The sequence below is a fragment of the Vibrio sp. WZ-1 genome (assembly GCF_052037695.1).
Classification (GTDB): Bacteria; Pseudomonadota; Gammaproteobacteria; order Enterobacterales; family Vibrionaceae; genus Vibrio.
The window spans coordinates 113145-136655 of the sequence record NZ_JBQEQR010000064.1 but is presented as its reverse complement, the minus strand read 5'-3'; the positions used below and the strand labels follow the sequence as shown (position 1 = coordinate 136655).

Below are 23511 nucleotides of genomic sequence, written 5' to 3'. Positions count from 1 at the left end.
CTATAAGGGTATACAAAAAAGCCGAGGTTAACCTCGGCTTCTCTGTGTTTATTTTGGTTGAGCGAGTAACGCTTCTGCAGTCGCATCATTAATAGAAAGGAATAATGAGTTTATCTTCCCAGTTGGGGTTCGCATTGGGTTAAGCGTTACATTCTGGTACATAAACTCCGCTTGTTGTGTAACAGGACGAACGTTACGACAACGGAAAAGATATGGACGCTGGCGCCAAGTAATAAAGCTTCGGCAACCTAGATCATAAACCGGCTTCGTTTTTAGCTTGAACCATTCTTGAGGGATCTCTGGAAAAATATCAAAGATCGAGCGGCCAATTGCATCATGAGATTGAAGGCCACTGTGGTGAGTCATGAAGCCATTCCACACTTGAACATTGTAATCTCGGTCCAAAACCACCAAACCCATGTCGACATTTTGAACCATATCGACCATCCAGTGGAACTGTTCAAATTCTGCAGGCAGATTCAACATCAGAAATCCTCCATCAAATACGACAGTTTGTTGTCAAGAAGCGGAAGCGACTCATCGACAAACATAAACAAAAGATCACAACGAATTGAAGTGCCATCAATATTGTAACTCACCTCGAATGTCATGGTTCTACTGAACGCGCCCGTCGTGGATTCGATAATCGAGTCAATTGATATGTGCTGACCCAAAAGAACAGGAGAGCTCTGGAAGAAACGAACTTCCGCTTGTTCCCCTAAACCATTCAAAAATGACCCGACTAAGATATTGGAGATATCCATTAGCAGCTCTAGCTCTTCAAGCTCTTCGCTATCAGCAGGTACCTTCATGAGTTTCTTCAGATCAGAAACACTTGAATCGCTTAAGATAACTAAAGCCTCTCCGGCGATCCCTTCTCCACAAAAGCCTTGGCAAACACCTGAGACATTATCATGTGAGGCCAGATCTCTTAGCGCCATATGAAGCTCGCTGAGCTCAAAAATATTAACGTTTGGCAAAGGCAGATGAACAAATACGTCGAAATGGCGAGCCAAAGCATCCGCTGCACGACCGATCGAGACGTTGGCCACCTCCATGTAGATATCGCGTCTACGCAAAATTGGCAGCTCAACAACGCTAGGCATAACAACTTGCGGAACCTGCGGCGGCTCAACCAACTCTTTTAGTGTTGCTTTTAGCTCGTCTTTACCGATGGGCTTTTGAATAAATGCTTTAGCGCCAAGCGCAAAAACGCGCTCTTTTGCTTTAGGCTGAATATCCCCCGATACAACAACAACAGGCGTGGTGTTCCCCAGCCTACGCATCTCTTCAAGTGTTTCAAAACCATCCATCTCAGGCATGGTGAGGTCAAGAAACATGAGCTTAAATTCTTTTTGCGCTAGCTCTTCTAGCGCGTTTTTACCGTGAATGGCAAAAGTGATATCTGCATTCAGTGTTGCAGGCAGTGACCTCGCCATCTGTTTGCGCGCGAGCGCTGAGTCATCACAGATGAGTACAGGAAAAGACATTCAACCACCTTCAAATATTCAACAACCTGATCAGAAGTTTATCAGATTGTTACCGCATATAGTACGAGAAAACTGACAAGTTTATTTTCATTATTATGGCTTCTAGCATACGCAAGATGAATAGTTGAGTGAACACCAATCCAAGTAAACTCTTGGAAAGAGCCCAAAAAAGAGATGTCACGAACAAAAATGCCCACGCTTAAAGGCGCAGGCATTAGTAGTCAAAGGTTTTAAGTGAGAACGAGAAGCTTTGCAGTGTGTAATGTTTTTATTAGACGGCTCATTCCCCTTAAAGCCTTTATTTTATTTCACCGTATCGTTCCAAATATAGGACGGTTGCTGCTGTTCGAGATGGAACCTGTAGCTTTTTCAAAAGGCTCTTCATATGCACTTTGACCGTAGACTCCGAGATAAACAGTCGGTCTGCAATCTGCTTATTGCGAAAGCCACGAGCTACTTCTTGCAGGATTTGTGTTTCACGGTCAGTCAATGAATCAAAAACATCGGTTTGGTCAGAACGTTCACTCAAATACCTAGCCACAGCTTGGCTATATGCTTTATCACCTTGGTGCGCCGTTTTTAGCAGGTCAACAAGTTCATCAGGTTCGGTATCTTTCAACAAATAGCCATCTGCACCGCTACGAACGATCGCTTCAATATCAGCCGGGCTATCAGACACCGTTAGAATAACAATACGAGCTTCACAACCATCCGCGCGCAATGCTTTTAGTGTGTCTAAGCCCGACATACCTTTCATGTTTAGATCGAGTAGCACTAAATCCAGTTCATGCTCATGCGCTTGTGCAATCGCATCTGCACCGCTACTTGCCTCACAAACTACATCGAATTCTTGTTCGAAACTCAATAACTGTTGGATACCACGGCGCATCAGTGGGTGATCATCCACCAGCATTACTTTACACACTGTCAATTTATACTTCCTTACTCTGCTGGAATTCTAATGTTACGGTACAGCCCATGTCGCGTTGAGCCTCAACACTCAAATCTGCGTGGAGCCTTGCCGCACGCTCTTGCATGATACTCATACCGTAGTGATTTAACTTTTCATCTTGTCTATCAAACCCAACGCCATCATCTTCGACTCTCACGGTGACAAAACCGTCTGATTCAAGGCATTCAATGTTAATGTTCTCAGCTTGCGCATGCTTAATGGCGTTGATTGTCGCTTCTCTTATCAACTGTAGTAGATGCACTTGCTGGTGCGCATCAAGCTCAGTAGACGAAAGTTGGTTATTCAATGAAATGACCGCTGTGGTTTGCTCGTCCAGTGTTGCCACCATTTCTTGTAGGGCTTGCCCAAAGCTGCCCTCTTTGATCGAGAGACGAAACGTCGTTAAAAGCTCTCGTAATTGAGTATAAGCTGCCGATAACCCAGTATCGAGCTCCGCAATAACTTGCGCAGTTTGCGCTACAGCCACCTCATCCGGTAGTCCTTTTACGCTTCGCTTTAATAGCGAGACTTGGATCTTAAGATAAGAAAGAGCTTGAGCTAATGAATCATGCAACTCACGCGCAATGGTGGCTCGTTCTTCCATCAACAATAACTGTTCGGCTTGCCTTTGTGCGCGGTTGTAATATACCGCACGAGATAAGATCTGCACAAAGTTATCGATAAGTGACTCATTAGGACACGGTAAGCCCGCTTTCCAGTGCAAGTAACCAAGGTGCTCACCATCGAGAGTCAGTGTTTTGCTATGACACTCACTATCGCAATCATGACGACACTCTTCACCTTCCGTCAGTATCCAGTTTGGTTCGCCAATTTGGTCGATTTCAAGCTTTACAGCACGAATACCTTCCAAGCTTACAATATGTTGGAGGATTGCTTGAAAGTTCTCTTGATGAATGCGCGAAGCGGTCAGTTCCTTCGATGAGTCATAAAGCACTTGTAACGACTGGTTAGCATGTTGCAATTTACGAGTTTTCTCATTAACTGCTTGCTCCAATCCCCGATACAACTGGCCTAGATCGTGCGCCATGTTGTTAAAGGTTCGGGTTAGGATACCCATTTCGTTATCACTTGAAACGTTCAATGACACGTTAAATGAACGATTCTGAATCTGCTCACTAGCAAATACTAATGCACGTAACGGCCTGACCACCTCAAGCCTGACAAAATGCACAACAAACATGCTAACAAACAAAATGCCTCCGAGCCCTAATCCACCAATCCACGCTAAGTTGATCAGTTTCTGCTCAGAATAATGCTGCAGCTTAAAAACGAATGCATCGATCTGTTTCACAAAGCCCGCTACCAACACCAAATATCGGTCTCTATCTTGGCTCTTCAACACCGATTTCAGTTCATGCCAGCGAAGGATCAAACGGTAGTAATCTTTTGTGATGTCTTCAGGTACTGACCAATGTTGCAGAGCCAGCATCGAATGGGAGTATATAGACTGCTCAAATAAGTCAATATGTGAAGAATAGTCTACAGATTCACTCTGAATATCGTGAGCTAATCGATAGCTCTGCATACGCATTGAACCAGACACATTGACGGCCTCTGCATCATTAAGGCTCGATGCAAGAGTGAAAATAGCAAAGCCAGTCGTCGCCACTGAGAGGAGCAAAATCAACATCATGGCAGATGCGATGGTACGTGTTACTGACTTTTTCACATTATTAAACAACTCTGAACTCCGCTGATACGACAACCGCATTTCTTACTATGTAACGCGCATTATCTTTTAACTTTATCAATATGTGATCACCTGCGTTGGAATTTATTGATCCAAAACAACATTGCATCCCAATTACCTCCTAAGAGGTATTTATAGATATATGTCAAAAACTACAATTTCGTGTACTTAAATGACAGTTTATTAATGAAATTGTGGACTATGCTTAGTTTGGGTTTCTAACTTTGAGGTAACTAAGTGGTAGACCTTTCTAGACGAAGACTTTTTGCAAGAAAAACGCAACCGGATAATTCGGTACGTCTTCCTTGGCTGGCAAAACCTACTCAGTTCATCGATGACTGTACTCGCTGCGGTAAATGTATTGAGGCTTGCGAAACCAAGATTATTACCAAAAGTGACGGCGGTTTTCCTGCCGTTGATTTTTCGATTGATGAGTGCACGTTTTGTTATCAATGCGCCGATGCTTGTCCTGAGCCACTTTTTTTAGCAGAAGAAGAGCAACCATGGCAGGCAAAAGCAACGATCAACGATAGCTGCTTAGCAACGCAAAATGTCGAATGCCGAAGCTGTGGGGAGATGTGCGACCCAATGGCAATTAAGTTCCAATTGGAAATTGGCAAAGTAGCACAACCAAATATAGACCTTGATGAGTGTAACGGCTGCGGCGCCTGTGTATCAGTTTGCCCTACTTCATCCATCAATGTGAGCAATATAACAGCCTAGCCCTTATTTAGCGCTAAAGGCGATAGAAACGAGAGACATACATGTCACTAAACGAAGTGCACATATCGAGTCTGGTAATCCATGTTCTGCCTGAGCACCTGGCTGAAGTAAAGACCCAGATTGAAGCGTACGAAAACGCAGAAATTTATGGGGATAGCCCAGAAGGCAAAATTGTGGTGGTGCTAGAAACCGAAAACCAAGGTTTCATCACCGATACGATCGATGCGATTAATAATTTACCGAATGTCTTAAGCACAGTACTGGTTTATCACCAAATCGAAACTGGGCTAGAAGAAACGGACAAAGAAGACACTGGAACACAACATTCCCAAATTGAGGGTGAAGTATGAAAATGACAAGACGTGCGTTTGTGAAAGCAAACGCGGCTGCATCAGCTGCTGCTGTCGCAGGTATTACACTACCAGCTTCTGCAACCAATCTGATTGCAAGCTCTGATCAAACCAAAATCACATGGGACAAAGCGCCTTGTCGTTTCTGTGGTACAGGCTGTTCTGTTCTTGTTGGTACTCAAAACGGTAAAGTAGTAGCAACGCAGGGTGACCCAGAAGCACCAGTGAACAAGGGCCTAAACTGTATCAAAGGCTACTTCCTATCGAAAATCATGTACGGTCAAGACCGTTTGACTCAACCGCTACTGCGTATGAAAGATGGCAAATACGATAAGAACGGTGAGTTCACGCCTGTATCTTGGGATGTTGCATTTGACACTATGGCTGATAAGTGGAAAGAAGCACTTAAAAAACAAGGCCCTTCTGGTGTTGGTATGTTCGGTTCTGGTCAATGGACAGTAATGGAAGGCTACGCGGCTGCAAAAATGATGAAAGCCGGTTTCCGATCAAATAACATCGACCCTAACGCTCGTCACTGTATGGCTTCTGCTGTAGGTGCCTTCATGCGTACATTTGGTATCGATGAACCAATGGGCTGTTATGATGACTTCGAGAATGCTGACGCTTTCGTGCTTTGGGGTTCAAACATGGCAGAAATGCACCCAGTATTGTGGACTCGTATTACTGACCGTCGCCTAAGTCACCCACATGTTAAAGTTAACGTTTTATCGACTTACTACCATCGCTCATTTGAACTAGCAGACAAAGGTTACATCTTCGAACCTCAATCTGACCTAGCAATCGCAAACTTCATTGCAAACTACATCATCGAAAATGATGCCGTAAACTGGGACTTTGTAAACAAGCATACAAACTTCAAGCAAGCGACAACAGATATCGGTTACGGCCTACGTGATGATGACCCACTTCAAAAAGCTGCCGCTAACCCTAACTCTGGCAAAATGAGCTCTATTTCATTCGAAGAGTACAAAAAGTCCGTTGCACCTTACACAGTAGAGAAAGCTTCTGAGCTATCTGGTGTGGAGCAAGAGAAGTTGATCGAGCTTGCAAAACAATACGCGGATCCAAACACGAAAGTAATGTCACTTTGGACAATGGGTATGAACCAACATACTCGTGGCGTATGGATGAACAGCCTGATTTACAACATTCACTTGCTAACAGGTAAAATTGCGACTCCAGGTAACAGCCCGTTCTCACTTACTGGTCAGCCATCAGCATGTGGTACCGCTCGTGAAGTTGGTACGTTTGCCCACCGCCTACCAGCCGACATGGTTGTTGCTAACCCTAAACACCGTAAGATTGCAGAAGGTATCTGGAATATTCCTGATGGTGTTATTCCACCTAAACCTGGCTTCCACGCGGTTCTTCAAGATCGCATGTTAAAAGACGGCAAGCTAAACGCTTACTGGGTAATGTGTAACAACAACATGCAAGCCGGTCCAAACATCAATGGTGAACGTCTTCCTGGTTACCGTAACCCAGAAAACTTCATTGTATGTTCTGACCCATACCCAACAGCAACAGCGCAAGCTGCTGACCTAGTTCTACCTACAGCAATGTGGATCGAAAAAGAAGGCGCTTATGGTAACGCAGAGCGTCGTACTCAAGCTTGGTACCAACAAGTCGGTACTGTAGGCGAAGCTAAGTCTGACTTATGGCAGGTGATGGAGTTCTCTAAACGCTTCAAGATGGAAGAAGTTTGGACCGAAGAGCAACTAGCGAAAGCACCTCAGTACCGCGGTAAAACCATGTACGACATGCTATTTGCCAACGGCGTTATTAACAAATACCCAATTGAAGAAGCGCGTGAGCTGAACGACGATGCACACCACTTCGGTTACTACGTACAGAAAGGTCTGTTTGAAGAGTACGCAGCGTTTGGTCGCGGCCATGGTCATGACTTAGCACCATACGATGTTTACCACCAAGTCCGCGGTCTACGCTGGCCAGTGGTTGACGGAAAAGAAACGCTTTGGCGCTTCAAAGAAGGCTCAGATCCATACGCTAAAGCTGGCAGCGGTTGGGACTTCTACGGTAAGCCAGATGGTAAAGCACTGATTATCTCTGCACCATATGAAGCGCCACCAGAAGTGCCGGACGCTGAATTCGATATGTGGCTGTGTACAGGGCGTGTTCTTGAGCACTGGCACACAGGTACTATGACTCGTCGTGTACCTGAGCTTTACAAAGCGGTTCCTGATGCTGTGGTTTACATGCACCCTGCTGATGCGAAGAAACGTAACGTACGTCGCGGTGAAGAAGTTCTGATTGCAAACAAACGTGGTGAAGTACGCGTTCGTGTTGAAACTCGCGGCCGTAACCGTCCACCTGAAGGCTTGGTATTCGTACCATTCTTTGATGCTCGTATTTTGATTAACAAACTGATCCTAGACGCTACGGATCCTCTGTCTAAGCAGACGGACTTTAAGAAGTGTCCAGTGAAGATCACAAAAATTGCTTAATTAAGAGTGCGATGACTGCTGTGAAAGCAGCAGTCATACCTAAGAATTTAGCCATTAGGCGGAGAATTAATAATGAAAAAATTTCTAATTGCACTGTTATCTGTAGGTGCGCTAGTTAGTGGTGCAGCAGTAGCCGAACTCGATAACCCAGGCGGCATCGGCGGACTTGAGTCTCTACGTGGGGCAAGCGAGCTAGAATCTACTCGCCCAGCGGATGACTTTAAAAAATACCCAAAAGAGCAGGTTCTTGATAGCAGCTTTGTTTATCAGCCACCTTTGATTCCTCATAACATTCGTAACTATGAGGTGTCTCTCAACGCGAACAAATGTCTAGCTTGCCATAGCTGGAAGAATGCTAAAGAGATGGGTGCAACGAAAATTAGCGTAACACACTATGTGAACCGTGAAGATGCTGTACTGGCAGATATGTCTCCTCGTCGCTACTTCTGTCTGCAATGTCATGTTCCTCAAGCAAACGCGAAGCCGCTTGTTGAAAACAAATTCAAGAGCGTTGATGCACTGAAATAAGTGCGGCTTGAAAAGATAAGAGGCTATCTATGAAATTATTGAAAGCGTTTTGGAAGAGACTGACAAGCCCAAGTAAAGCTGCCGTAGGCATAGTGCTATTTATGGGATTTGCTGGTGGTCTTCTATTCTGGGGCGCATTTAACACAGGTATGGAGGCAACCAATACAGAAGAGTTCTGTTCAGGTTGTCACGCACCTATCGTCGCAGAAATTCAAGAGACGATTCACTATTCTAACCGTTCTGGTGTTCGCGCAATCTGTTCAGATTGTCACGTACCACATGAATGGACTGATAAAATCGTTCGTAAGGTTCAAGCATCAAAAGAGCTGTTTGCTCACTTCGTAACGAAAACCATCGACACGCCTGAAAAATTCCAAGCTCGTCGAGCTCACCTTGCTGAGCGAGAATGGGCTCGTTTGAAAAAGAACGACTCGTTGGAATGTCGTAACTGTCACGAATTTGAATACATGGACTTCTCAGAACAAGGTTCTCGAAGTGCAAAACAACACTCCACCGCTTTAGCGAATGGCGATAAAACCTGTGTAGACTGCCATAAAGGTATTGCTCACAAGTTGCCTGACATGCACGGCGTTGAAGGCTGGCAATAAGGAGCAAAACAGACCATGAGTAATCTTGAATCCTTTATCTGGCATTTTCTTGGATACAGTGCGATGCCAGTCATTATTCTTTCCGGCTTTGTGGGTGTAGCTGCAATCTCTCTTTGGCTACTCTCACTAGGTAAGGATAAAGAGGTTTAATCAGCCTCTAACTTGTCAACTTTTTGCCTATTTTGTTGACGGAAAACGCCAAGCTTGTGCTTGGCGTTTTTTCTTTGTGTATTATACCAATTCCATCAATAAGCTCTTTCATAGCCGCTCTGTTCGATGAGCTCAGAGCATCCCTACTTCTCGGGTAGAGAGTTGATATAAAAAAGGCGACCTACGTAGGTCGCCAACCAATACTGCTGTAAGGAGCAGTTTAGGACTCTTGAATAGGCAATACTTGTTTAACGTATTGACCCGGTGCTTCATCAATTACAGGATTCTGCTCAGAGCCAATTGGGAATGGCTCGACTTGCTCTTTCGAGTTGAACTGCATCAACCACTGGTGCCAGTGCGTCCACCAAGAGCCTTCTTGATGATTGGCATTGTTGAACCACTCATCTGCAGAATCATCAAGGTTGTCATTCAACCAGTAACCATATTTGTTTTTTGCAGGGTGATTGACGATACCGGCAATGTGCCCTGATTCACCCAAAACAAAAGTCTTGTTACCGCCGGTATTAAGCGCACCGCGATAAGTTCCCTGCCACAACGCGATATGGTCTTCTTTGGTCGACACAAAATAGCTTGGGATCTTAATCTTGTTCAGGTCGATCCAAACACCACCAATCTTCACGCCCTTGTCTTGAACTAGCTTGTTCTCTAGATAAAGTTCACGCAATAAGAAGTTGTGAGATGCGGCACTCACGTTTGTACTGTCGCTATTCCAGTAAAGCAGGTCAAAATCAACTGGGCTATTACCTTTCAAATAATTATCAACGTAATAGTTCCAGTACAAGCTGTTTTCACGCAGTAAACTGAACGTCACACTTAACGAGCGACCATCCATATAACCTTTGGCGTTATTCTGCGTTTCAATTGCACTAATAATGGTGTCATTAATGTACGCGCCCACTTCCCCAGGTTGAGAGAAGTCTAGTAACGTCGTAAAAAAGCTCGCAGACTTAATGCGCTTTTTCATGCGCTTCGCCGCGTAGTAAGCGACAGTGCTCGCTAAAACCGTACCACCGATACAGTATCCTGCTGCGTTGATCTGCTCTTGACCTGTAATATCTTCAATCGCAGTCACGGCTTTAGCGACGCCTTCCGTCACGTAGTCACCAAATTCAACATTAGCTTGTTCTTTGCCCGGATTGCGCCATGACATCATAAACACACTATGACCTTGCTCTAATAGCCAACGAACCATCGAGTTCTTAGCCGTTAGATCGAGTATGTAGTATTTATTGATGAAGGGCGGAACGATCAGAAGCGGTGTCGCATTCACTTTTTCTGTCAAAGGACGGTACTGAATCAGTTCAAACAGCTCGTTTTGGAAAACCACATCACCCGCTGTCGTCGCAACATCATCACCAACACGAAATGCATTATTGTTGGTCATGCGCACTTTGAGGATATCTGCGCTCGACTCGACATCTTCTTTGAGCTTCTCTAACCCCGTCAGTAGGTTTTCACCATTTTGCTCTAGTGTCAGTTTAAGCAGTTCAGGATTGGTCGCGATGAAGTTGGATGGAGAGAGTGCATTGATGGCTTGACGAGAGAAGAAGGTAATACGCTCTTTGGTCTTCTCATCAAGACCTTCGATAGAATCGAGCGTGTCTAAATAGGTTTTGCTAAACAGTAAATAAGATTGCTTAATAAAGCTGTACATGGCTTCTTGTTGCCAAGCCTCATTTGAGAAGCGCTTATCACCCCTCTCTGCTTCGATGATTTGCTTCTGATTTCCCGCTAATGCCACATTCTGCCAAATTTGTAGCTGTTGCTCCCACCATTCAGCTTGGAGCTTCAAAATCGCAGCAGGTTGGTTGGCGGCTTGTTCAAACAATTTAGCCGTATCTTCGAAGTTCACTTCTTGCATGGCCTTATTCAAAGGAGAATTCACGACTGCCTTGTTGACTTCGAAATCATGCCACCACTGTTGATTGGTTTCCTGAAGCTTAACAAGATAGTCCGAAAAGAAGTGCTGAAACATAGTCTTACTCCTATATTCGGAAATAATAACGCCGCCCAAGATCTTGGGCGGCGAAAGAGGACGTATTACACAGGAGTAACAGTCTTAAGGTTTTCCGAAGTCATTTGCTCAACGTCTTCTTTAAATTCTTTCGCGATAGCTTGCAGCTTGTTGCTGTCGTCCATCATTTGTTGAGAAAGCTTTGTAAGAACAGTAAGTTGCTGACTGTTAAAAGCAGTTAGAGAAGTTACGTCTTTGATTTCCGACGCTGCTTTCATTTGATTTAGCCCCACTTCGCTGTAAGTACGGATTGCGTTTAATTGAAGCTCGGTAAGAACTTCTACGTTCTTTGTCACTAACTTGTTGAACTTCAAGTATGGTTCTAGATTCTTTTCAGTTTGATCGCTAAAAGTCTTGAAAAAATCAGTGTACATGGTTTATCTCCTAGAAAAATAATTAAAAATATCCGTTTAAATAACTACTTAGCTGCTTTTATAACTACAGCTGTGCCCATACCACCGCCTACACAAAGTGAAGCGACTCCGTACTGACCGTTTTGTTTGTGAAGTTCGTGTACTAGCGTAACCAGAATACGGTTACCTGATGCACCTAGAGGGTGACCTAATGCGATAGCACCACCGTTAAAGTTGGCTTTATCTTGAATTGAGTTCACTGGTACTTGGTTGGTTTCAGCCAGCTTATGAATCACACCCAGAGCTTGAGCAGCAAAGGCTTCATTCAGTTCATAAACATCAATATCGCTCGTTTTCAGTTCGGCTTTTTGCAATGCCTTATTCACTGATTCCACCGGACCAAGCCCCATAATTTGAGGATCCAAACCCGATTGAGCGTAGCTAACCACCTCAGCAAGTGGCGTCAAGCCGTGCGCTTGAACGGCACTTTCCGAAGCTAATATGATGGCACTTGCCCCGTCGTTAATGCCTGAAGCGTTACCAGCTGTCACTGTACCTTCTCGATCAAATGCAGGGCGCAGCTTGCTCAACCCCTCAAGTGTTGCGTTGGCTTTTGGGTATTCATCTGTGTCAAATACCACTGTTTCACGGCGCTGCTTAACTTCTACTGGGACAATTTCATCTTTGAACTTGCCTGCTTCAATCGCAGCCACTGCTTTCTGCTGGCTTGAAAGTGCGTACTCGTCTTGTTGTTGACGCGATAAACCCACTTCCTTAGCCACATTTTCTGCGGTCACGCCCATGTGGTATTGGTTGTAAACGTCCGTCAAACCGTCCGCAATGAGGAGATCTTTCAACTCCATGTTGCCCATCTTATTACCATCACGTACAACGCTAGGCACAATGAATGGGATTTGTGACATCACTTCTACACCAGCGGCCACAACGATTTCTGCGTCGCCACTGCGAATATGAGACACACCATCCATGACGGTTTTCATACCACTGCCACAAACCATGTTTACGCCATAAGCTGGCACTGACTCAGGAACACCGGCAAACAATGCCGCTTGGCGACCAACGCCCATACCTTGCCCAGCGGCAATGACATTGCCAACAATCACTTCATCAACCTTGTCTGCTGGTAGAGCGATTGAGTCAAGTGCACCTTTGATTGCCACTGACGCTAACTGACCTGCTGAGGTATTTTTTAAGCTTCCACCAAATGCACCAATTGGGGTACGTTTTGCTGCTACGATAAATACTTTTTCCATCATTCCACTCCTTAGCTCATGTATAGGCCGCCATTCACCGACAGTGTTTCGCCGGTGATGTACGCACCTGCATCACTCACTAGGAAGCTTACTGATGCTGCAATTTCTTCTGGCGTAGCTAAACGCTTCATTGGGATTTGGTTGGTGATCGAATCCAGCACCTCTGGTTTCATCTGCTCTACCATTGGCGTGCCGGTGTAGCCCGGTGCAATCACGTTTACCGTTACACCAGAGCGAGCACCTTCATATGCCAATGCTTTTGAGAAACCAATCATGCCGGCTTTTGCTGCAGAGTAATTTGCTTGACCAAACTGGCCTTTCAGGCCATTGACCGAGGAGATGTTAATGATACGACCTCCACCTTTTTCGCACATCGTCGCGAAAACAGGTTGAGTTACATTGAACAAGCTGTTTAAGTTAGTGTTAATTACATCGTTCCAAGCTTCCGCAGACATCTTTTTGAACACACCGTCACGTGTGATACCTGCGTTGTTGATCACGACATCTATTGTCCCCTCTTCTTCAAGTAAAAGAGCTAACTTTTCAGCACATTGAGCAGTATCAGTTACATCCAACTCAAAAAGACGTACTTGATCTTTGGTAAACCCTTTTTCATTAAACCACTCTAAAGCACATTCATATTTCCCCGTGAAATAGGTTGCTATAACACGGTAACCATCATTTACTAGTTGAGAGGAAATAGCAGAACCAATTCCGCCTTTTGATCCAGTGATCAAAGCGACTTTCTTCATTGAAGACTCCATTCTTAACGGCATTTAAAAAGCAAACTAATACACTGGCGAAATGAATCGCCAACTGACGTGTTTATTTATTCTTTCGACAGTAATTCCTCTACTGCCTTTTATTTAAACTTAACTTAGAAATATTACATTTCAAATAAAAAACTTATTTGTTTGCATAAGATTGATTTAGATCTCAATCGCAATGAAATGTTATAAAAACGTTAACTTATCATAAGTTATTGCTTTAAAAGAAAAAACAAAAATAAACCCACTATTCTCACTTTTGAAAAACATAGTTTATTCAGTAAGTTACATGAATTTTTATGTGCGTTACATTTACAAGTAGTTGAAGATCATCATTCTTTCTTAAAGTTATAACTTCCAATTAAATCATATAAAGAATACTTCTTACTTGCGTATCAACAAATATTAAATATATCATTTAGTTAGATTTAACTGAGTAATTTATATATTAAATGATGCACCATCAAATGATAATGGCACTTAAATAATAAATATAGAAATCACAATAGACACTCTTTTATTTTAAATTCACACGGTTGAATCAATTTATAAACTAAACTATTTGGTGCAGACCTGCACCAATATGTCACATTTATTTTATGACGATTTAAGTTCAATTAAATATTTGAATAATAACTCTATATCAATGTTACCAATGTTGATTATTGGTGGCATCTATCACCCTTTTGCACTATCTTTGATACCTTACTATTGACTTACAAAACTATCAGTCATCATGAATACCGCTTTGTTAACCATGTTCATCCCTACCTATTTCTTCGTTTAAATTACTCCCGGAATGTGCATGACGCTTGCCTTAACGCTAGGAATGAGCATCGGATATCGACGCACTCTTTGGATGATGGTGGGAGAGCTCATCGGTGTTGCGCTAGTTTCTGTTTCGGCTGTACTTGGTATCGCGGCTATTATGCTTAACTATCCGTGGCTATTTACCGCACTCAAATTTATTGGCGGTGGCTACCTCCTCTATCTCGGTATAGAAATGTGGCGATCGCGAGGCAAACTCGCCATCAATGTTGATAATGTCGATGTTCCTACTAGTGGCAACTGGGCTTTAGTTTTACAAGGCTTCGTGACCGCAATCGCAAATCCAAAAGGTTGGGCATTTATGATTTCTCTCCTCCCTCCTTTTATCGACCAAAGTGCTGCTCTTGCACCCCAGCTTGCCATACTCGTCTCTATCATTTTGTTGTTCGAGTTTATTTGTATGTCTTTATACGCAACGGGCGGTAAAGGATTAAAGCGTTTGCTAGGACAATCGAAAAATGTACGTTTAATGAACCGCATCGCAGGTACTTTGATGATGGGAGTGGGTGTTTGGCTTTTAATGAGTTAGAAACGAGCGACCAGTGATGAAGAACTTTTTAACGAAGCTAAAACAGGCCATAGGTGAAATGTTGGATTTCCGAGCCCGCGTGTGGGTAGTAAATGTCTACGCCGGTGAACACAAGGGAGAATCTTATGTGGTCAATGAAGACAGCTTCTCTGAACCGTTACAATGGATGAAAAGAAAAGGCTAGAAAGAGGTAATGCTCACCAAAGTAGAGTCGATGAAGCGTTCTCAAGCCATTGAGTTTGATTTAGGTGCAGTCAAACATCGACTGATGCGGGTGAAATAGCACCTCTCGTTTCTCCAGATAAAAAAGCGCCACTCATATTGAGTGGCGCAAGCACTTTTACCTATACCAATCAGGGTAAATAGATGGTTACATTACCCAGATATCTATTCTGATTGGTATTACACACCAAGCATTATGGTGCAGTGTCGATCTCTACTGGTAGGTAGTGTTTTGGTTCTAGCTTCAACCATTCTGGAAGCACCGTACCAATCGAGATAGATGACCACGTACCTGAAAGTACGCCGATAAACATTGCCGTTGAGAAACCAGCTAGAGCTGAGCCGCCCATAATCCACAACGCGCCTACAGTGATCAAAGTGGTGCCCGATGTCACCATAGTACGGGAGAATGTCGCCAGTACCGCTTCGTCGTTGATCTGCTCGGTTTTCCAGTTTTGCTTAGCCACGAGTAGTTCACGAATACGGTCTGCGATGATGATCGAGTCATTCAATGAGTAGCCAAGAATCGCGAGTATCGCCGCAAACACCGTTAGGTTGAACTCCATTTGAGTAATAGCAAAGAAGCCAAGTACCAAGATCACGTCATGTGCTAACGCGAATAACGAACCACTCGCCAAACGCCATTCAAAGCGGAAACACAGGTAGCCAAGAATGGTTAGTACCGAAATCAGTAGTGCTAAACCACCTTGGTCAAACAGATCTTGCCCTACTTGAGCACCAACGATGCTATTGCTCACCACATCAACTTGATGCGAGATTGGCTTAAGAACATCTGCAACACTTGGAAGCGTTTGGCCTTCAGTCGGCGCAGAGTAACGAATCACCCAACGGCCATCTTCACCAGAACGGGTAACCGATGTTGATTCACCAAGCTTTGGTTGAAGCGCATTAAGCAAGTCATGGTTAGTCAGTTGTTTATCAACTTTCACTTCAGTAACCATACCACCAGTGAAGTCGAGACCGAGATTAAGCCCTTTCATACCAAGAGCAACCAGAGCAATTATTGTTAGAACCGCTGATACAGCAGTAGTGAAATAACGAATCTTACGGATATTTTGTTTTAGCATTTCGACCATGATTAAACCCTCACATCACGACGGCCATCGCGGCCCCAAATTAAATTGATCATTGCACGAGAAGCAAATACGCCAGTAAACATACTGGTCATCAGACCCAAGCCTAGTGTTAAGGCGAAGCCCTGAATTGGACCGTTACCGATCGCGTATAGAATCACTGCGGTGATCATGGTGGTGATGTTGGCATCAAGGATTGTGGCAAATGCACTGTCAAAGCCTAAGTCGATCGCTTGAGCGAAGCTACGGCCTTCACGCATTTTGTCCTTAATTCGTTCAAAGATAATTACGTTAGTATCAACAGCCATACCAACGGTCAGTACTAAACCTGCAATACCTGGTAGAGTCAGTACCGCACCAGGAAGCAATGCGATAAGGCCAAGCAAACAAAGCATATTGGCACATAGCGCGACGTTTGCTACCCAACCTAGACGACGATACCAAAGTGCCATAAATAGAAGGGTTAACCCCATACCTAGCGCAAGTGCTGCAAAACCATTTTGGATATTTTCTGCACCAAGAGAAGCGCCGATAGTACGTTCTTCAACAATAGTCACTGGCGCAGTTAGAGAACCTGCACGTAGAAGTAGTGCAAGTTGTTGTGCTTCATCCATACTGCCAGCACCGGTAATACGGAATTGGCTACCAAGCTGAGATTGAATCGTTGCGACACTGATTACACGTTCACTTCGCTCCGTCATACCACGTTCGTCTGTTTTGTACTCACGGTAGACCGTTGCCATTGGTTTACCAATATGAGTTGCAGAGAAGTCACTCATCTTCTTACCACCAGCGTGATCGAGAGAGATGTTTACTTCTGACATACCCATCTGATCGACACCTGCGCGAGCGTTCACAATATGCTCACCAGTAAGAACCGGACGTTTCTGCAGGATCACAGTACGGCCGTCGTTATCTTTAAGAACCAAATCTTGGCTGCTGCGTGCTTGGCTAGCGTCTTTTACTTCATAGAACGCAAGACTTGCTGTCGCACCAATAACGTTTTTCGCTTGTGCTGGGTCTTGAACACCAGGAAGTTCAATGCGGATACTCTCTTTACCTTGGCGTTGAACCAGAGCTTCCGTAATGCCAAGCTCCTCAATACGACCACGCATGATCTTCAAGTTTTGTTGAAGTGTCGTAGTTTGGAATTCTTGAATATTTTGTTCGCTTGGTTGAAGCTCGAAACCACGGTCAGAGCTCGTCATTGTCCAACCAGGGTAGTTTTGGCGAATGAACTGACTTGCTGCTTTCAAACCGTCTTCATTTTCGCTGTTCACTGCGATGTGGTTGTGCGCTTCTGCACGAACTTGAACACCTCGGATACGCTGCTCACGAAGATTAGCTTTGATTTCATCGACAAGTGCATCTCGTTGTTCTTCGAATGCTTTGTTCACATCAACATTAAGCAAGAACTGCACGCCACCACGAAGGTCAAGACCAAGCTTGATCGGGCTAAAACCCATTTCATTTAGCCATTCTGGCGCGACAGAAACGTAAGAAAACGTGATACTGTCATCTTGGCCTAGTTGTTCGTTTAATAACGCACGTGCTTTACTTTGTGCATCTTCTCCATCAAAAACGATGGTGGTTTTTCCATCTTTCTCGATGATCTTGGATGCTGGGATATGGTGTGTTTTTAGTAGTTGGTCTAGTTGAACCAACGACATCGCACTGTTGTTTTGATCAGCAAACGTCACCTGAATAGAAGGTTGCTCACCAAACCAAGTTGGGATTGCACTCAACGTTAAGATAATCACGGTCGTAACGAGTACGACGTATTTCCATGCTGAGTAGTGATTCAGCACTTTTCTGTTCTTTTGTGTTCCGGGTGTTTTCTTCATGTAAACATCATCCCTTCACGTAACCGTGAAGTTTCAATTAGTTAGATTCAAGACACGACAAAACGCTGACCTGAAATAATACTCAGGTATAGAATGCCCAGAGCTTCTGTTGCCCTGTCGATGTAGAAGCGACGTCGTGTTAAGAATGCACAATATGTGCAGAGTGATGGTGTTTACGCAGAAAACTGACTATTGAGGGCAACATACATCGCGTTAGTATCTTTCCACCCTGAAAGGCGATGGTCACTAACGAAATGATAAAAAGTAGAACGATTTTGGCGCCATGTAGTCGTATGCAGCCCATAAGCATAGCCTGCATCGGCATAATATGGCGAAGTTAGATCGGAAACACTATCAACATGTTCATCATCAATATTTTCTCTTAGGTGAGAAGTAAATCGTTGATAGTTAAAAATTGCGTAGGTGTCTTGGCTAACATGCCCTTCAGACACAGGGGTTTGTACCGGTTCTTCTGTTAGCTCTTTGAAGTCAATCGGTGGTGTCGACTGCCCCTGAGCTGCAAGATTTACCTTAATTTTAAAGTGACTTGGTACTGAAACGTCTGCATCAGACATTGCCGCATGTGCTGGCATAAACGCCATTGCACAAAGCAACAAAAAGAGATGTCTAATGAAGAACCAAGGCATAACTGCTCACTTAAAATAAAAGAGTCGAACTCAACCAGTCCGACCCTTGAATAATATTCTCATCGTGTATAGTTAACAACTAAAAAATTCTAAATTCATAATTAAGCTAGAAACAATACCCTAGGGAATAGCTCATCGATAAAAAATCTCGCCATTATCCACATCAAGATAGATTTTATTCTCTTGTTCTATTCCACCACAGTATATGAAGTACACATTTCGTGTTTTGTAAGTGATCGAACGAACCCATCCACCTAACTCTTCAAAGTCTTCTGGCTTACAAGTGTCATCTTTTAGTAACTTCTGAGTGGTACTGCGAAATACTTTTCGATGCTCTTTTAAATCATCCGATTTAGCTAAATAGCTATCCAGAATCTCAAGGCGCTCCTGTTCCTTAATGACGGGAGCCGCATCAGATAACCCTTTAGAAGCCACCCACTCTGCAGTCTCCTCTCCACCTTCATGATAAACAATATAAGCAGATATTCGGAACCAACCGTCTTTCTTTTCAAGAACAGAAAGCTTTTCTCCCTTATATAGAGAGTCGACGATTAAACCGTCTTCGCTTGGTTCGTTGAAGACACTGATCTTTCGATCGATGACGTAATATTCTGTTATTTCCTTAGGTTTGGCTTCTAAGTCCATTATTGGCTTAGGTGCCTCCTGGTTCTCACTGACAGCAGGAGCAGGCTCAGCAACCGTAGCTTCCGGTTCTTCACTTTGCATAAAAAAGAAATAATAGCCCGCACCTGCACCGCCCAATAGAAGCAAAATGAACACTGCGATTATGATTTTCTTCATGTTCCTTCCCTGTAATGTTTTGGCCACTAAGCGACATTAAAGATGCATTCTATAATGGAAGTAGCGCCCATTGCGAAGTAGCACATTATGCATTCACTTTTTCAACAATGGTTAGTCATATCATCAATAACGTGCTGTTCTTTTGCTATATTGGCGAAAGAGCAGCCCCAATGTAATGAAGATTCATGGAATAATTATCTTACCCAATTCAATAGATTAGAGTCTACCTACAATCGGCATGCGACCACCTTCAATCAACTTCTCTTTGAACACGAGCAGCGGCGATTGTTAACGCAAACCTTCTCAGAGTCAGATATTTCTCTGCTCTGGCAGTCCGAAGGTAAGAAGGACCTATTAGAAAGCCAACTTAACGCCTCTCGGTTATTTATCAATAAAGTTAAACAGAATGCTAACCTCGTTGGAAAACTGTCCATAGCTTTAGAAAGTAACGCTAACAACTGGCAGAACATCTCATTGGGGTGTAAAAAAGAGCGATACCAAGTAAACCACATCGTTGCAGATTGGTATCACACACAAGCATTAGAGCTAGGAACTCAAATCAACCAACTTTCAACTCAATTTGATGCGCTCAAAGCGCAGTACGACAGAGAAGTTGCTACCTTATTACGTGTACAAAACCCATCCAATTGAATCTATTAACGGTATTTTACTCCCCTTCCAATTTACGGTCAGAATTCAACCGCTCAAATTCAAATTTAGCGACACAGGTCACAATAATGCTTTACTTACGTCCACTTTTTGGATACTTTATCCATTAACAAAATTAAATAAAAAGTCATATTTGGCTGGAGATAATGCAAACCATATGATTATCAATCGTTTGAGTAACATGGATTGTCCTAATGCTACTAAAGCCAAGTTTTTGTCAGTAGTTAGGCACGTTAAACAATTCGGTTCAATCAATGATTTGGACTTGTGTAAAATCTTTGGAGAAACAATTTGGAGTGACGGTAGGGAGTACCATTCAGCTGCATTTTCGTTCAAGGTAAACAGAATGACTGGTGATTGTGAAATATCACAATATAAGAACCAATAAGGCTTAAAAGTTCTTAAGCGGAGTTAGGAAACTGACTCCGCTTTTTTGAGCATAACCACTGTAAAGTCATGAGCAGAATACCCCTCTATCAAATAGCTCTCTGGGCATAAGATTCTACAATACCGCAGTACACCTTCTTTATTGTGTGATTCCAACAGTTTCATTGCGGGTAGTTTATCCTGATCGAGCAAATTGAAAACGCACGCAACATTCGCTAAATCATACATTTTACGGATCATCTCCACCGTGTGATTTGCATTACTCGTCTGATAGTTCAACGAGCCAGAGGCAAACACAAAATCACTTTTTTTGAGGATCATCTTGCTAAAATCCCCTTTTAAAAAAGTACAGTTCGTTAGAAATTCTCTCTTCCTAGCCGCAGACACAAAACTCCGCTTCAAATCAACCCCAGTATAAAAACTTGGAAAGCGCTCTGTAGACTCTAGGTATGCGAGTAAATCGCCATATCCACACCCAACATCTAAAACGGAGTGATTTTCGAAACAAAAGTCACCACACAACGCTTCAAATCTCGATATCTGACTATCCAAGTCCTGCCACCCCAAAATTTGAGAGTGCTCACCATCGAACTGCTTCTCACGTTTGTGATGGTAATGATAGATCCTAAGTTTATCTAAAAATTTCACACGAATTCCTGGCTAGTCGTTCCGAGGGCAAAAGGCTATGATGTTTTATCAAATGGCAGAGCTTAGAGAAAAATAGGTAGCTCCCCACTTCCCTTCACTTGGCGAATTGCTAGATGCGTATGAATATCTTTGACATTATCCAACCGCTGAAGTTTACGAGTAAACACTTCGTAGTTTTTTAAGTCTTGGCTCACCACTTCGAGCAAGTAGTCATAAGCACCGGATACCACATGACAGGATATTACCTCTTGCATTGAAAGTATCGCCACCTCAAATTCATCTATCGAGTTTGCTTGATGGTTATTTAAACTGATCTCCACAAAAACGGTCATCGCAATACCCACTTTCTCTCGCTCAAGCATCGCATAATAGCCGCTAATATACCCTTGTTGTTCGAGACGCTTTAGTCGCCTTGCACAAGGTGATGCCGAAAGCCCAACCATATCAGCTAGCTCACCAGTTGTTAGCCGCGCGTCTTGCTGTACCAATGATAATAGCTTTTTGTCGATCCTATCCAACGCACCCTCCTTGATGATTTTAACTAAGTATCTACCAATTATTAACGACAGTTGCTAATCAAGACTTAAAACACGCTAAAGTTTGCCACCATTCATCTCTCAATACACGTAATAATTACAATTCATTTACATTGATGGGTTTTTATTATGTTGCTTGGTTATTGTGCAATGTTTGCAACGCTTCTAGTTTGGGCCAGTTTTTTCATCTCTTTGAAATTTGGTGTACATTCAAAGCTTGAACCTGCAGATATCGCTATCACTAGGTTCATCATTCCTAGCGTAATACTCATGCCATTCGTTGTGAAATACTTGCCTTCGCTCAAAGCTGTTCCAAAGCGGTATAAAGCCGGTCTTATCATTGGTAGTGGGCTGCCTTATCTAATAATCGCGGGAACGGGAATGCACTTTGCGCCGGTTGCACATGGAAGCGCATTAATTCCAGGCACCCTACCACTGTTTGTCTCTGCAATAGCCGTATTGTTTTATAAGCAACCATTATCCAATCATCGCGTTCTAGGGCTCTGCGCAGTTTTATTCGGAGTGATACTTTTTTTGATGTCTAACATTGGCGATGAGTACAACTGGCAGCAACTCAAGGGCCATACCCTGTTCTTGCTAGGTAGCCTTATGTGGGCCGTTTTTACAATTAGCGCTAGAGTCAGTAACCTTAACGCTTATGCCTGCGCTGGATTTGTCTCTATTTCTTCTCTCGTTCTATTAAGCTTGGCAATCACCTGCGGGTGGCTAGAAAGTTACTTGATGAAAACCCCTATGACACTATGGCCTTGGCGCGACGTAATGTGGCAACTGATGTTGCAGGGCATCGGTGCCGGACTCGTCGCTTCATTCACTTTTCTCTATGCCGTTAAAAAAATTGGGGCGGAAGCTAGCGCTGCTTTAGGTTCACTAACTCCAGCTTTAGCCACTCTACTTGCCATACCTTTGCTATCAGAAAAGCCTGATATAGTGACCATAAGTGCATTAGCATTTGTCACTATCGGTAGTATTGTCGCGAGCAATGTCTTGATGAAAAAACACCATCAAGACACTTATCGACCACCGCAATTTTCAAGATCAAAACGAGCGCCTTAGTAAGCCAACCATCCGTGATATCTTGCACAAAATGAGATTTGACCACGATACAAAGCGCATCACTGATAGTGTTGCGCTTGAAAAGAACCAAGCTTTAAGTAATCTTTATTTATCAATGACAAAACTACTATTATTATGCCATCTACGCATCCTAGAGAGGAACTGCCCAAGTTCCTCATAAGTGGAGTCAAACTCTCCATTACATTAGAGTTTGGACCAATTGAGAAGTACACCTACCCAGCAACCTTCATCGGCTTAAAAGAAGGTGCATTTTTACTATTGGATGTGCCAATTAGACTTATTGAAGAGCAAGCCTTACGAAAGCTCGACAACATTGATGTCGTAATCCGAGGCATTTCAAAAACCGATTTGGGACATGTTATTGCTTTCAAGACGACCACGTTGTTTGTTCAGCAGAGGCCTTCACCTCTTCTGTTCTTAAGGGTTCCATCATCCTTTGTATCAAAGCCAGTTAGAGAACATGAGCGCTACAAAATTGAGTTAGCATGCACACTGAATCATGAAAATGATGTATATGAAGGAACACTTGTCGATTTCTCAATTTCAGGTTGTGGTTTTACTAGCCTTGTTGAGCCTGAATTTGAGGTGGGCGATAAGGTATCTATTTCATCACCACTTGATGAATACCTTGAAGCAGACCACCCTTGCTCTATCGCTAATATCAAAAAGCTGAACAAAGGCTGGATGGTTGGTATTAAGTTCACTTCAGAAGTACCACTGAGTAATGAGCTTAAAGTTCAGCTTCTAGAGTATTCATTTGCATCAGGTAACTTGTAAAGACAGA

24 protein-coding genes and 1 pseudogene are annotated in these 23511 nt (G+C 43.4%); 11 read left to right on the top strand and 14 right to left on the bottom strand.

The features are described 5' to 3' along the window. Window positions 1-48: 48 nt before the first annotated feature. From ACTS60_RS07935 to narQ, 4 genes are all read right to left on the bottom strand, one after another. On the bottom strand, window positions 49-486 hold the full coding sequence (locus ACTS60_RS07935; RefSeq protein WP_010451326.1) for a PAS domain-containing protein: 438 nt from the start codon (window positions 484-486) through the stop codon (window positions 49-51). After that, entirely contained in the window at window positions 486-1490 is a 1005-nt protein-coding gene (locus ACTS60_RS07930) for a response regulator (protein ID WP_010451325.1), read from the bottom strand. Before ACTS60_RS07930 ends, ACTS60_RS07935 begins: the two co-directional genes overlap by 1 nt. A 298-nt stretch (window positions 1491-1788) precedes the next feature. Next, window positions 1789-2421, bottom strand: a complete 633-nt coding sequence (locus tag ACTS60_RS07925) for a response regulator (RefSeq protein ID WP_440887798.1) — start codon at window positions 2419-2421, stop codon at window positions 1789-1791. 1 nt (window position 2422) lies between these two features. After that, entirely contained in the window at window positions 2423-4144 is a 1722-nt protein-coding gene (narQ, locus tag ACTS60_RS07920; protein ID WP_409386703.1) for a nitrate/nitrite two-component system sensor histidine kinase NarQ, read from the bottom strand. Window positions 4145-4390: 246 nt separating this feature from the next. Between narQ and napF the strand changes: the two genes are divergently transcribed. The 6 genes from napF (at window position 4391) to ACTS60_RS07890 (ending at window position 8998) form a co-directional block, all read left to right on the top strand. After that, complete coding sequence (napF, locus tag ACTS60_RS07915) at window positions 4391-4876, top strand: ferredoxin-type protein NapF (protein ID WP_440887797.1); 486 nt, start codon at window positions 4391-4393, stop codon at window positions 4874-4876. A gap of 41 nt (window positions 4877-4917) precedes the next feature. Further along, window positions 4918-5226 carry a chaperone NapD gene (locus ACTS60_RS07910; RefSeq protein WP_010451320.1) on the top strand — a complete coding sequence of 103 codons (309 nt, stop codon included), beginning with the start codon at window positions 4918-4920 and terminating at the stop codon, window positions 5224-5226. After that, a complete protein-coding gene (napA, locus tag ACTS60_RS07905) occupies window positions 5223-7712 on the top strand; it encodes a periplasmic nitrate reductase subunit alpha (RefSeq protein ID WP_010451319.1) in 2490 nt (829 codons plus the stop codon). The genes ACTS60_RS07910 and napA overlap by 4 nt, the downstream gene beginning before the upstream one ends. A gap of 72 nt (window positions 7713-7784) precedes the next feature. Then, entirely contained in the window at window positions 7785-8240 is a 456-nt protein-coding gene (locus ACTS60_RS07900) for a nitrate reductase cytochrome c-type subunit (RefSeq protein ID WP_038885992.1), read from the top strand. 29 nt (window positions 8241-8269) lie between these two features. Further along, window positions 8270-8848 (top strand): NapC/NirT family cytochrome c, encoded by a 579-nt coding sequence (locus ACTS60_RS07895; RefSeq protein WP_038885989.1) that lies wholly within the window; start codon window positions 8270-8272, stop codon window positions 8846-8848. Between the two features lie 15 nt (window positions 8849-8863). Beyond that, on the top strand, window positions 8864-8998 hold the full coding sequence (locus tag ACTS60_RS07890; protein WP_005433365.1) for a TIGR02808 family protein: 135 nt from the start codon (window positions 8864-8866) through the stop codon (window positions 8996-8998). A 220-nt stretch (window positions 8999-9218) separates the two neighbouring features. Here the strand turns inward: ACTS60_RS07890 and phaC are convergent, their stop codons facing one another. From phaC to ACTS60_RS07870, 4 genes are all read right to left on the bottom strand, one after another. After that, on the bottom strand, window positions 9219-10994 hold the full coding sequence (gene phaC, locus ACTS60_RS07885; protein WP_440887796.1) for a class I poly(R)-hydroxyalkanoic acid synthase: 1776 nt from the start codon (window positions 10992-10994) through the stop codon (window positions 9219-9221). Between the two features lie 65 nt (window positions 10995-11059). Beyond that, on the bottom strand, window positions 11060-11407 hold the full coding sequence (locus tag ACTS60_RS07880) for a phasin family protein (RefSeq protein WP_440887795.1): 348 nt from the start codon (window positions 11405-11407) through the stop codon (window positions 11060-11062). Between the two features lie 44 nt (window positions 11408-11451). After that, window positions 11452-12660: an acetyl-CoA C-acetyltransferase gene (locus tag ACTS60_RS07875; protein WP_440887794.1), complete on the bottom strand. Its 1209-nt coding sequence runs from the start codon at window positions 12658-12660 to the stop codon at window positions 11452-11454. A gap of 11 nt (window positions 12661-12671) precedes the next feature. Continuing rightward, the gene (locus ACTS60_RS07870) at window positions 12672-13412 is read right to left on the bottom strand and encodes an SDR family oxidoreductase (RefSeq protein WP_440887793.1); all 741 of its coding nucleotides are present in this window, start codon (window positions 13410-13412) and stop codon (window positions 12672-12674) included. An 802-nt stretch (window positions 13413-14214) separates the two neighbouring features. Here ACTS60_RS07870 and ACTS60_RS07865 point away from each other — a divergent pair. Beyond that, window positions 14215-14784, top strand: coding sequence for a LysE family translocator (locus tag ACTS60_RS07865; RefSeq protein WP_440887813.1), 570 nt, complete (start codon window positions 14215-14217; stop codon window positions 14782-14784). 16 nt (window positions 14785-14800) lie between these two features. Continuing rightward, a pseudogene (locus ACTS60_RS07860) lies at window positions 14801-15067 on the top strand (hypothetical protein). A 133-nt stretch (window positions 15068-15200) separates the two neighbouring features. Here the strand turns inward: ACTS60_RS07860 and secF are convergent. The 4 genes from secF to ACTS60_RS07840 form a co-directional block, all read right to left on the bottom strand. Then, complete coding sequence (gene secF / locus ACTS60_RS07855) at window positions 15201-16103, bottom strand: protein translocase subunit SecF (protein WP_440887792.1); 903 nt, start codon at window positions 16101-16103, stop codon at window positions 15201-15203. A 2-nt stretch (window positions 16104-16105) separates the two neighbouring features. Continuing rightward, on the bottom strand, window positions 16106-17944 hold the full coding sequence (gene secD, locus ACTS60_RS07850; RefSeq protein ID WP_440887791.1) for a protein translocase subunit SecD: 1839 nt from the start codon (window positions 17942-17944) through the stop codon (window positions 16106-16108). A gap of 173 nt (window positions 17945-18117) precedes the next feature. Further along, window positions 18118-18591 carry a hypothetical protein gene (locus tag ACTS60_RS07845; RefSeq protein ID WP_440887790.1) on the bottom strand — a complete coding sequence of 158 codons (474 nt, stop codon included), beginning with the start codon at window positions 18589-18591 and terminating at the stop codon, window positions 18118-18120. Between the two features lie 132 nt (window positions 18592-18723). Beyond that, on the bottom strand, window positions 18724-19392 hold the full coding sequence (locus ACTS60_RS07840; protein WP_440887789.1) for an SH3 domain-containing protein: 669 nt from the start codon (window positions 19390-19392) through the stop codon (window positions 18724-18726). Between the two features lie 285 nt (window positions 19393-19677). Here ACTS60_RS07840 and ACTS60_RS07835 point away from each other — a divergent pair, with 285 nt between their 5' ends. Next, window positions 19678-20043: a hypothetical protein gene (locus tag ACTS60_RS07835; protein ID WP_440887788.1), complete on the top strand. Its 366-nt coding sequence runs from the start codon at window positions 19678-19680 to the stop codon at window positions 20041-20043. Window positions 20044-20472: 429 nt separating this feature from the next. Here the strand turns inward: ACTS60_RS07835 and ACTS60_RS07830 are convergent, their stop codons facing one another. Both ACTS60_RS07830 and ACTS60_RS07825 read right to left on the bottom strand, forming a co-directional pair. Then, window positions 20473-21096: a class I SAM-dependent methyltransferase gene (locus tag ACTS60_RS07830; RefSeq protein ID WP_440887787.1), complete on the bottom strand. Its 624-nt coding sequence runs from the start codon at window positions 21094-21096 to the stop codon at window positions 20473-20475. 62 nt (window positions 21097-21158) lie between these two features. Next, entirely contained in the window at window positions 21159-21614 is a 456-nt protein-coding gene (locus tag ACTS60_RS07825) for an Lrp/AsnC family transcriptional regulator (RefSeq protein ID WP_440887786.1), read from the bottom strand. A 147-nt stretch (window positions 21615-21761) separates the two neighbouring features. Between ACTS60_RS07825 and ACTS60_RS07820 the strand changes: the two genes are divergently transcribed. Both ACTS60_RS07820 and ACTS60_RS07815 read left to right on the top strand, forming a co-directional pair. Then, window positions 21762-22706: a DMT family transporter gene (locus tag ACTS60_RS07820; RefSeq protein WP_440887785.1), complete on the top strand. Its 945-nt coding sequence runs from the start codon at window positions 21762-21764 to the stop codon at window positions 22704-22706. A gap of 135 nt (window positions 22707-22841) precedes the next feature. Beyond that, complete coding sequence (locus tag ACTS60_RS07815) at window positions 22842-23504, top strand: PilZ domain-containing protein (protein WP_440887784.1); 663 nt, start codon at window positions 22842-22844, stop codon at window positions 23502-23504. Window positions 23505-23511: the final 7 nt, after the last annotated feature.

Bases quoted from the DNA above. Each gene is read 5' to 3' on its own strand.
- ACTS60_RS07935 (WP_010451326.1), bottom strand. From the start codon at position 486: ATGTTGAATCTGCCTGCAGAATTTGAACAGTTCCACTGGATGGTCGAT.
- ACTS60_RS07930 (WP_010451325.1), bottom strand. From the start codon at position 1,490: ATGTCTTTTCCTGTACTCATCTGTGATGACTCAGCGCTCGCGCGCAAA.
- ACTS60_RS07910 (WP_010451320.1), top strand. From the start codon at position 4,918: ATGTCACTAAACGAAGTGCACATATCGAGTCTGGTAATCCATGTTCTG.
- napA (WP_010451319.1), top strand. From the start codon at position 5,223: ATGAAAATGACAAGACGTGCGTTTGTGAAAGCAAACGCGGCTGCATCA.
- ACTS60_RS07900 (WP_038885992.1), top strand. From the start codon at position 7,785: ATGAAAAAATTTCTAATTGCACTGTTATCTGTAGGTGCGCTAGTTAGT.
- ACTS60_RS07895 (WP_038885989.1), top strand. From the start codon at position 8,270: ATGAAATTATTGAAAGCGTTTTGGAAGAGACTGACAAGCCCAAGTAAA.
- ACTS60_RS07890 (WP_005433365.1), top strand. From the start codon at position 8,864: ATGAGTAATCTTGAATCCTTTATCTGGCATTTTCTTGGATACAGTGCG.
- phaC (WP_440887796.1), bottom strand. From the start codon at position 10,994: ATGTTTCAGCACTTCTTTTCGGACTATCTTGTTAAGCTTCAGGAAACC.
- ACTS60_RS07880 (WP_440887795.1), bottom strand. From the start codon at position 11,407: ATGTACACTGATTTTTTCAAGACTTTTAGCGATCAAACTGAAAAGAAT.
- ACTS60_RS07875 (WP_440887794.1), bottom strand. From the start codon at position 12,660: ATGGAAAAAGTATTTATCGTAGCAGCAAAACGTACCCCAATTGGTGCA.
- ACTS60_RS07870 (WP_440887793.1), bottom strand. From the start codon at position 13,412: ATGAAGAAAGTCGCTTTGATCACTGGATCAAAAGGCGGAATTGGTTCT.
- secF (WP_440887792.1), bottom strand. From the start codon at position 16,103: ATGGTCGAAATGCTAAAACAAAATATCCGTAAGATTCGTTATTTCACT.
- secD (WP_440887791.1), bottom strand. From the start codon at position 17,944: ATGAAGAAAACACCCGGAACACAAAAGAACAGAAAAGTGCTGAATCAC.
- ACTS60_RS07845 (WP_440887790.1), bottom strand. From the start codon at position 18,591: ATGCCTTGGTTCTTCATTAGACATCTCTTTTTGTTGCTTTGTGCAATG.
- ACTS60_RS07840 (WP_440887789.1), bottom strand. From the start codon at position 19,392: ATGAAGAAAATCATAATCGCAGTGTTCATTTTGCTTCTATTGGGCGGT.
- ACTS60_RS07820 (WP_440887785.1), top strand. From the start codon at position 21,762: ATGTTGCTTGGTTATTGTGCAATGTTTGCAACGCTTCTAGTTTGGGCC.
- ACTS60_RS07815 (WP_440887784.1), top strand. From the start codon at position 22,842: ATGCCATCTACGCATCCTAGAGAGGAACTGCCCAAGTTCCTCATAAGT.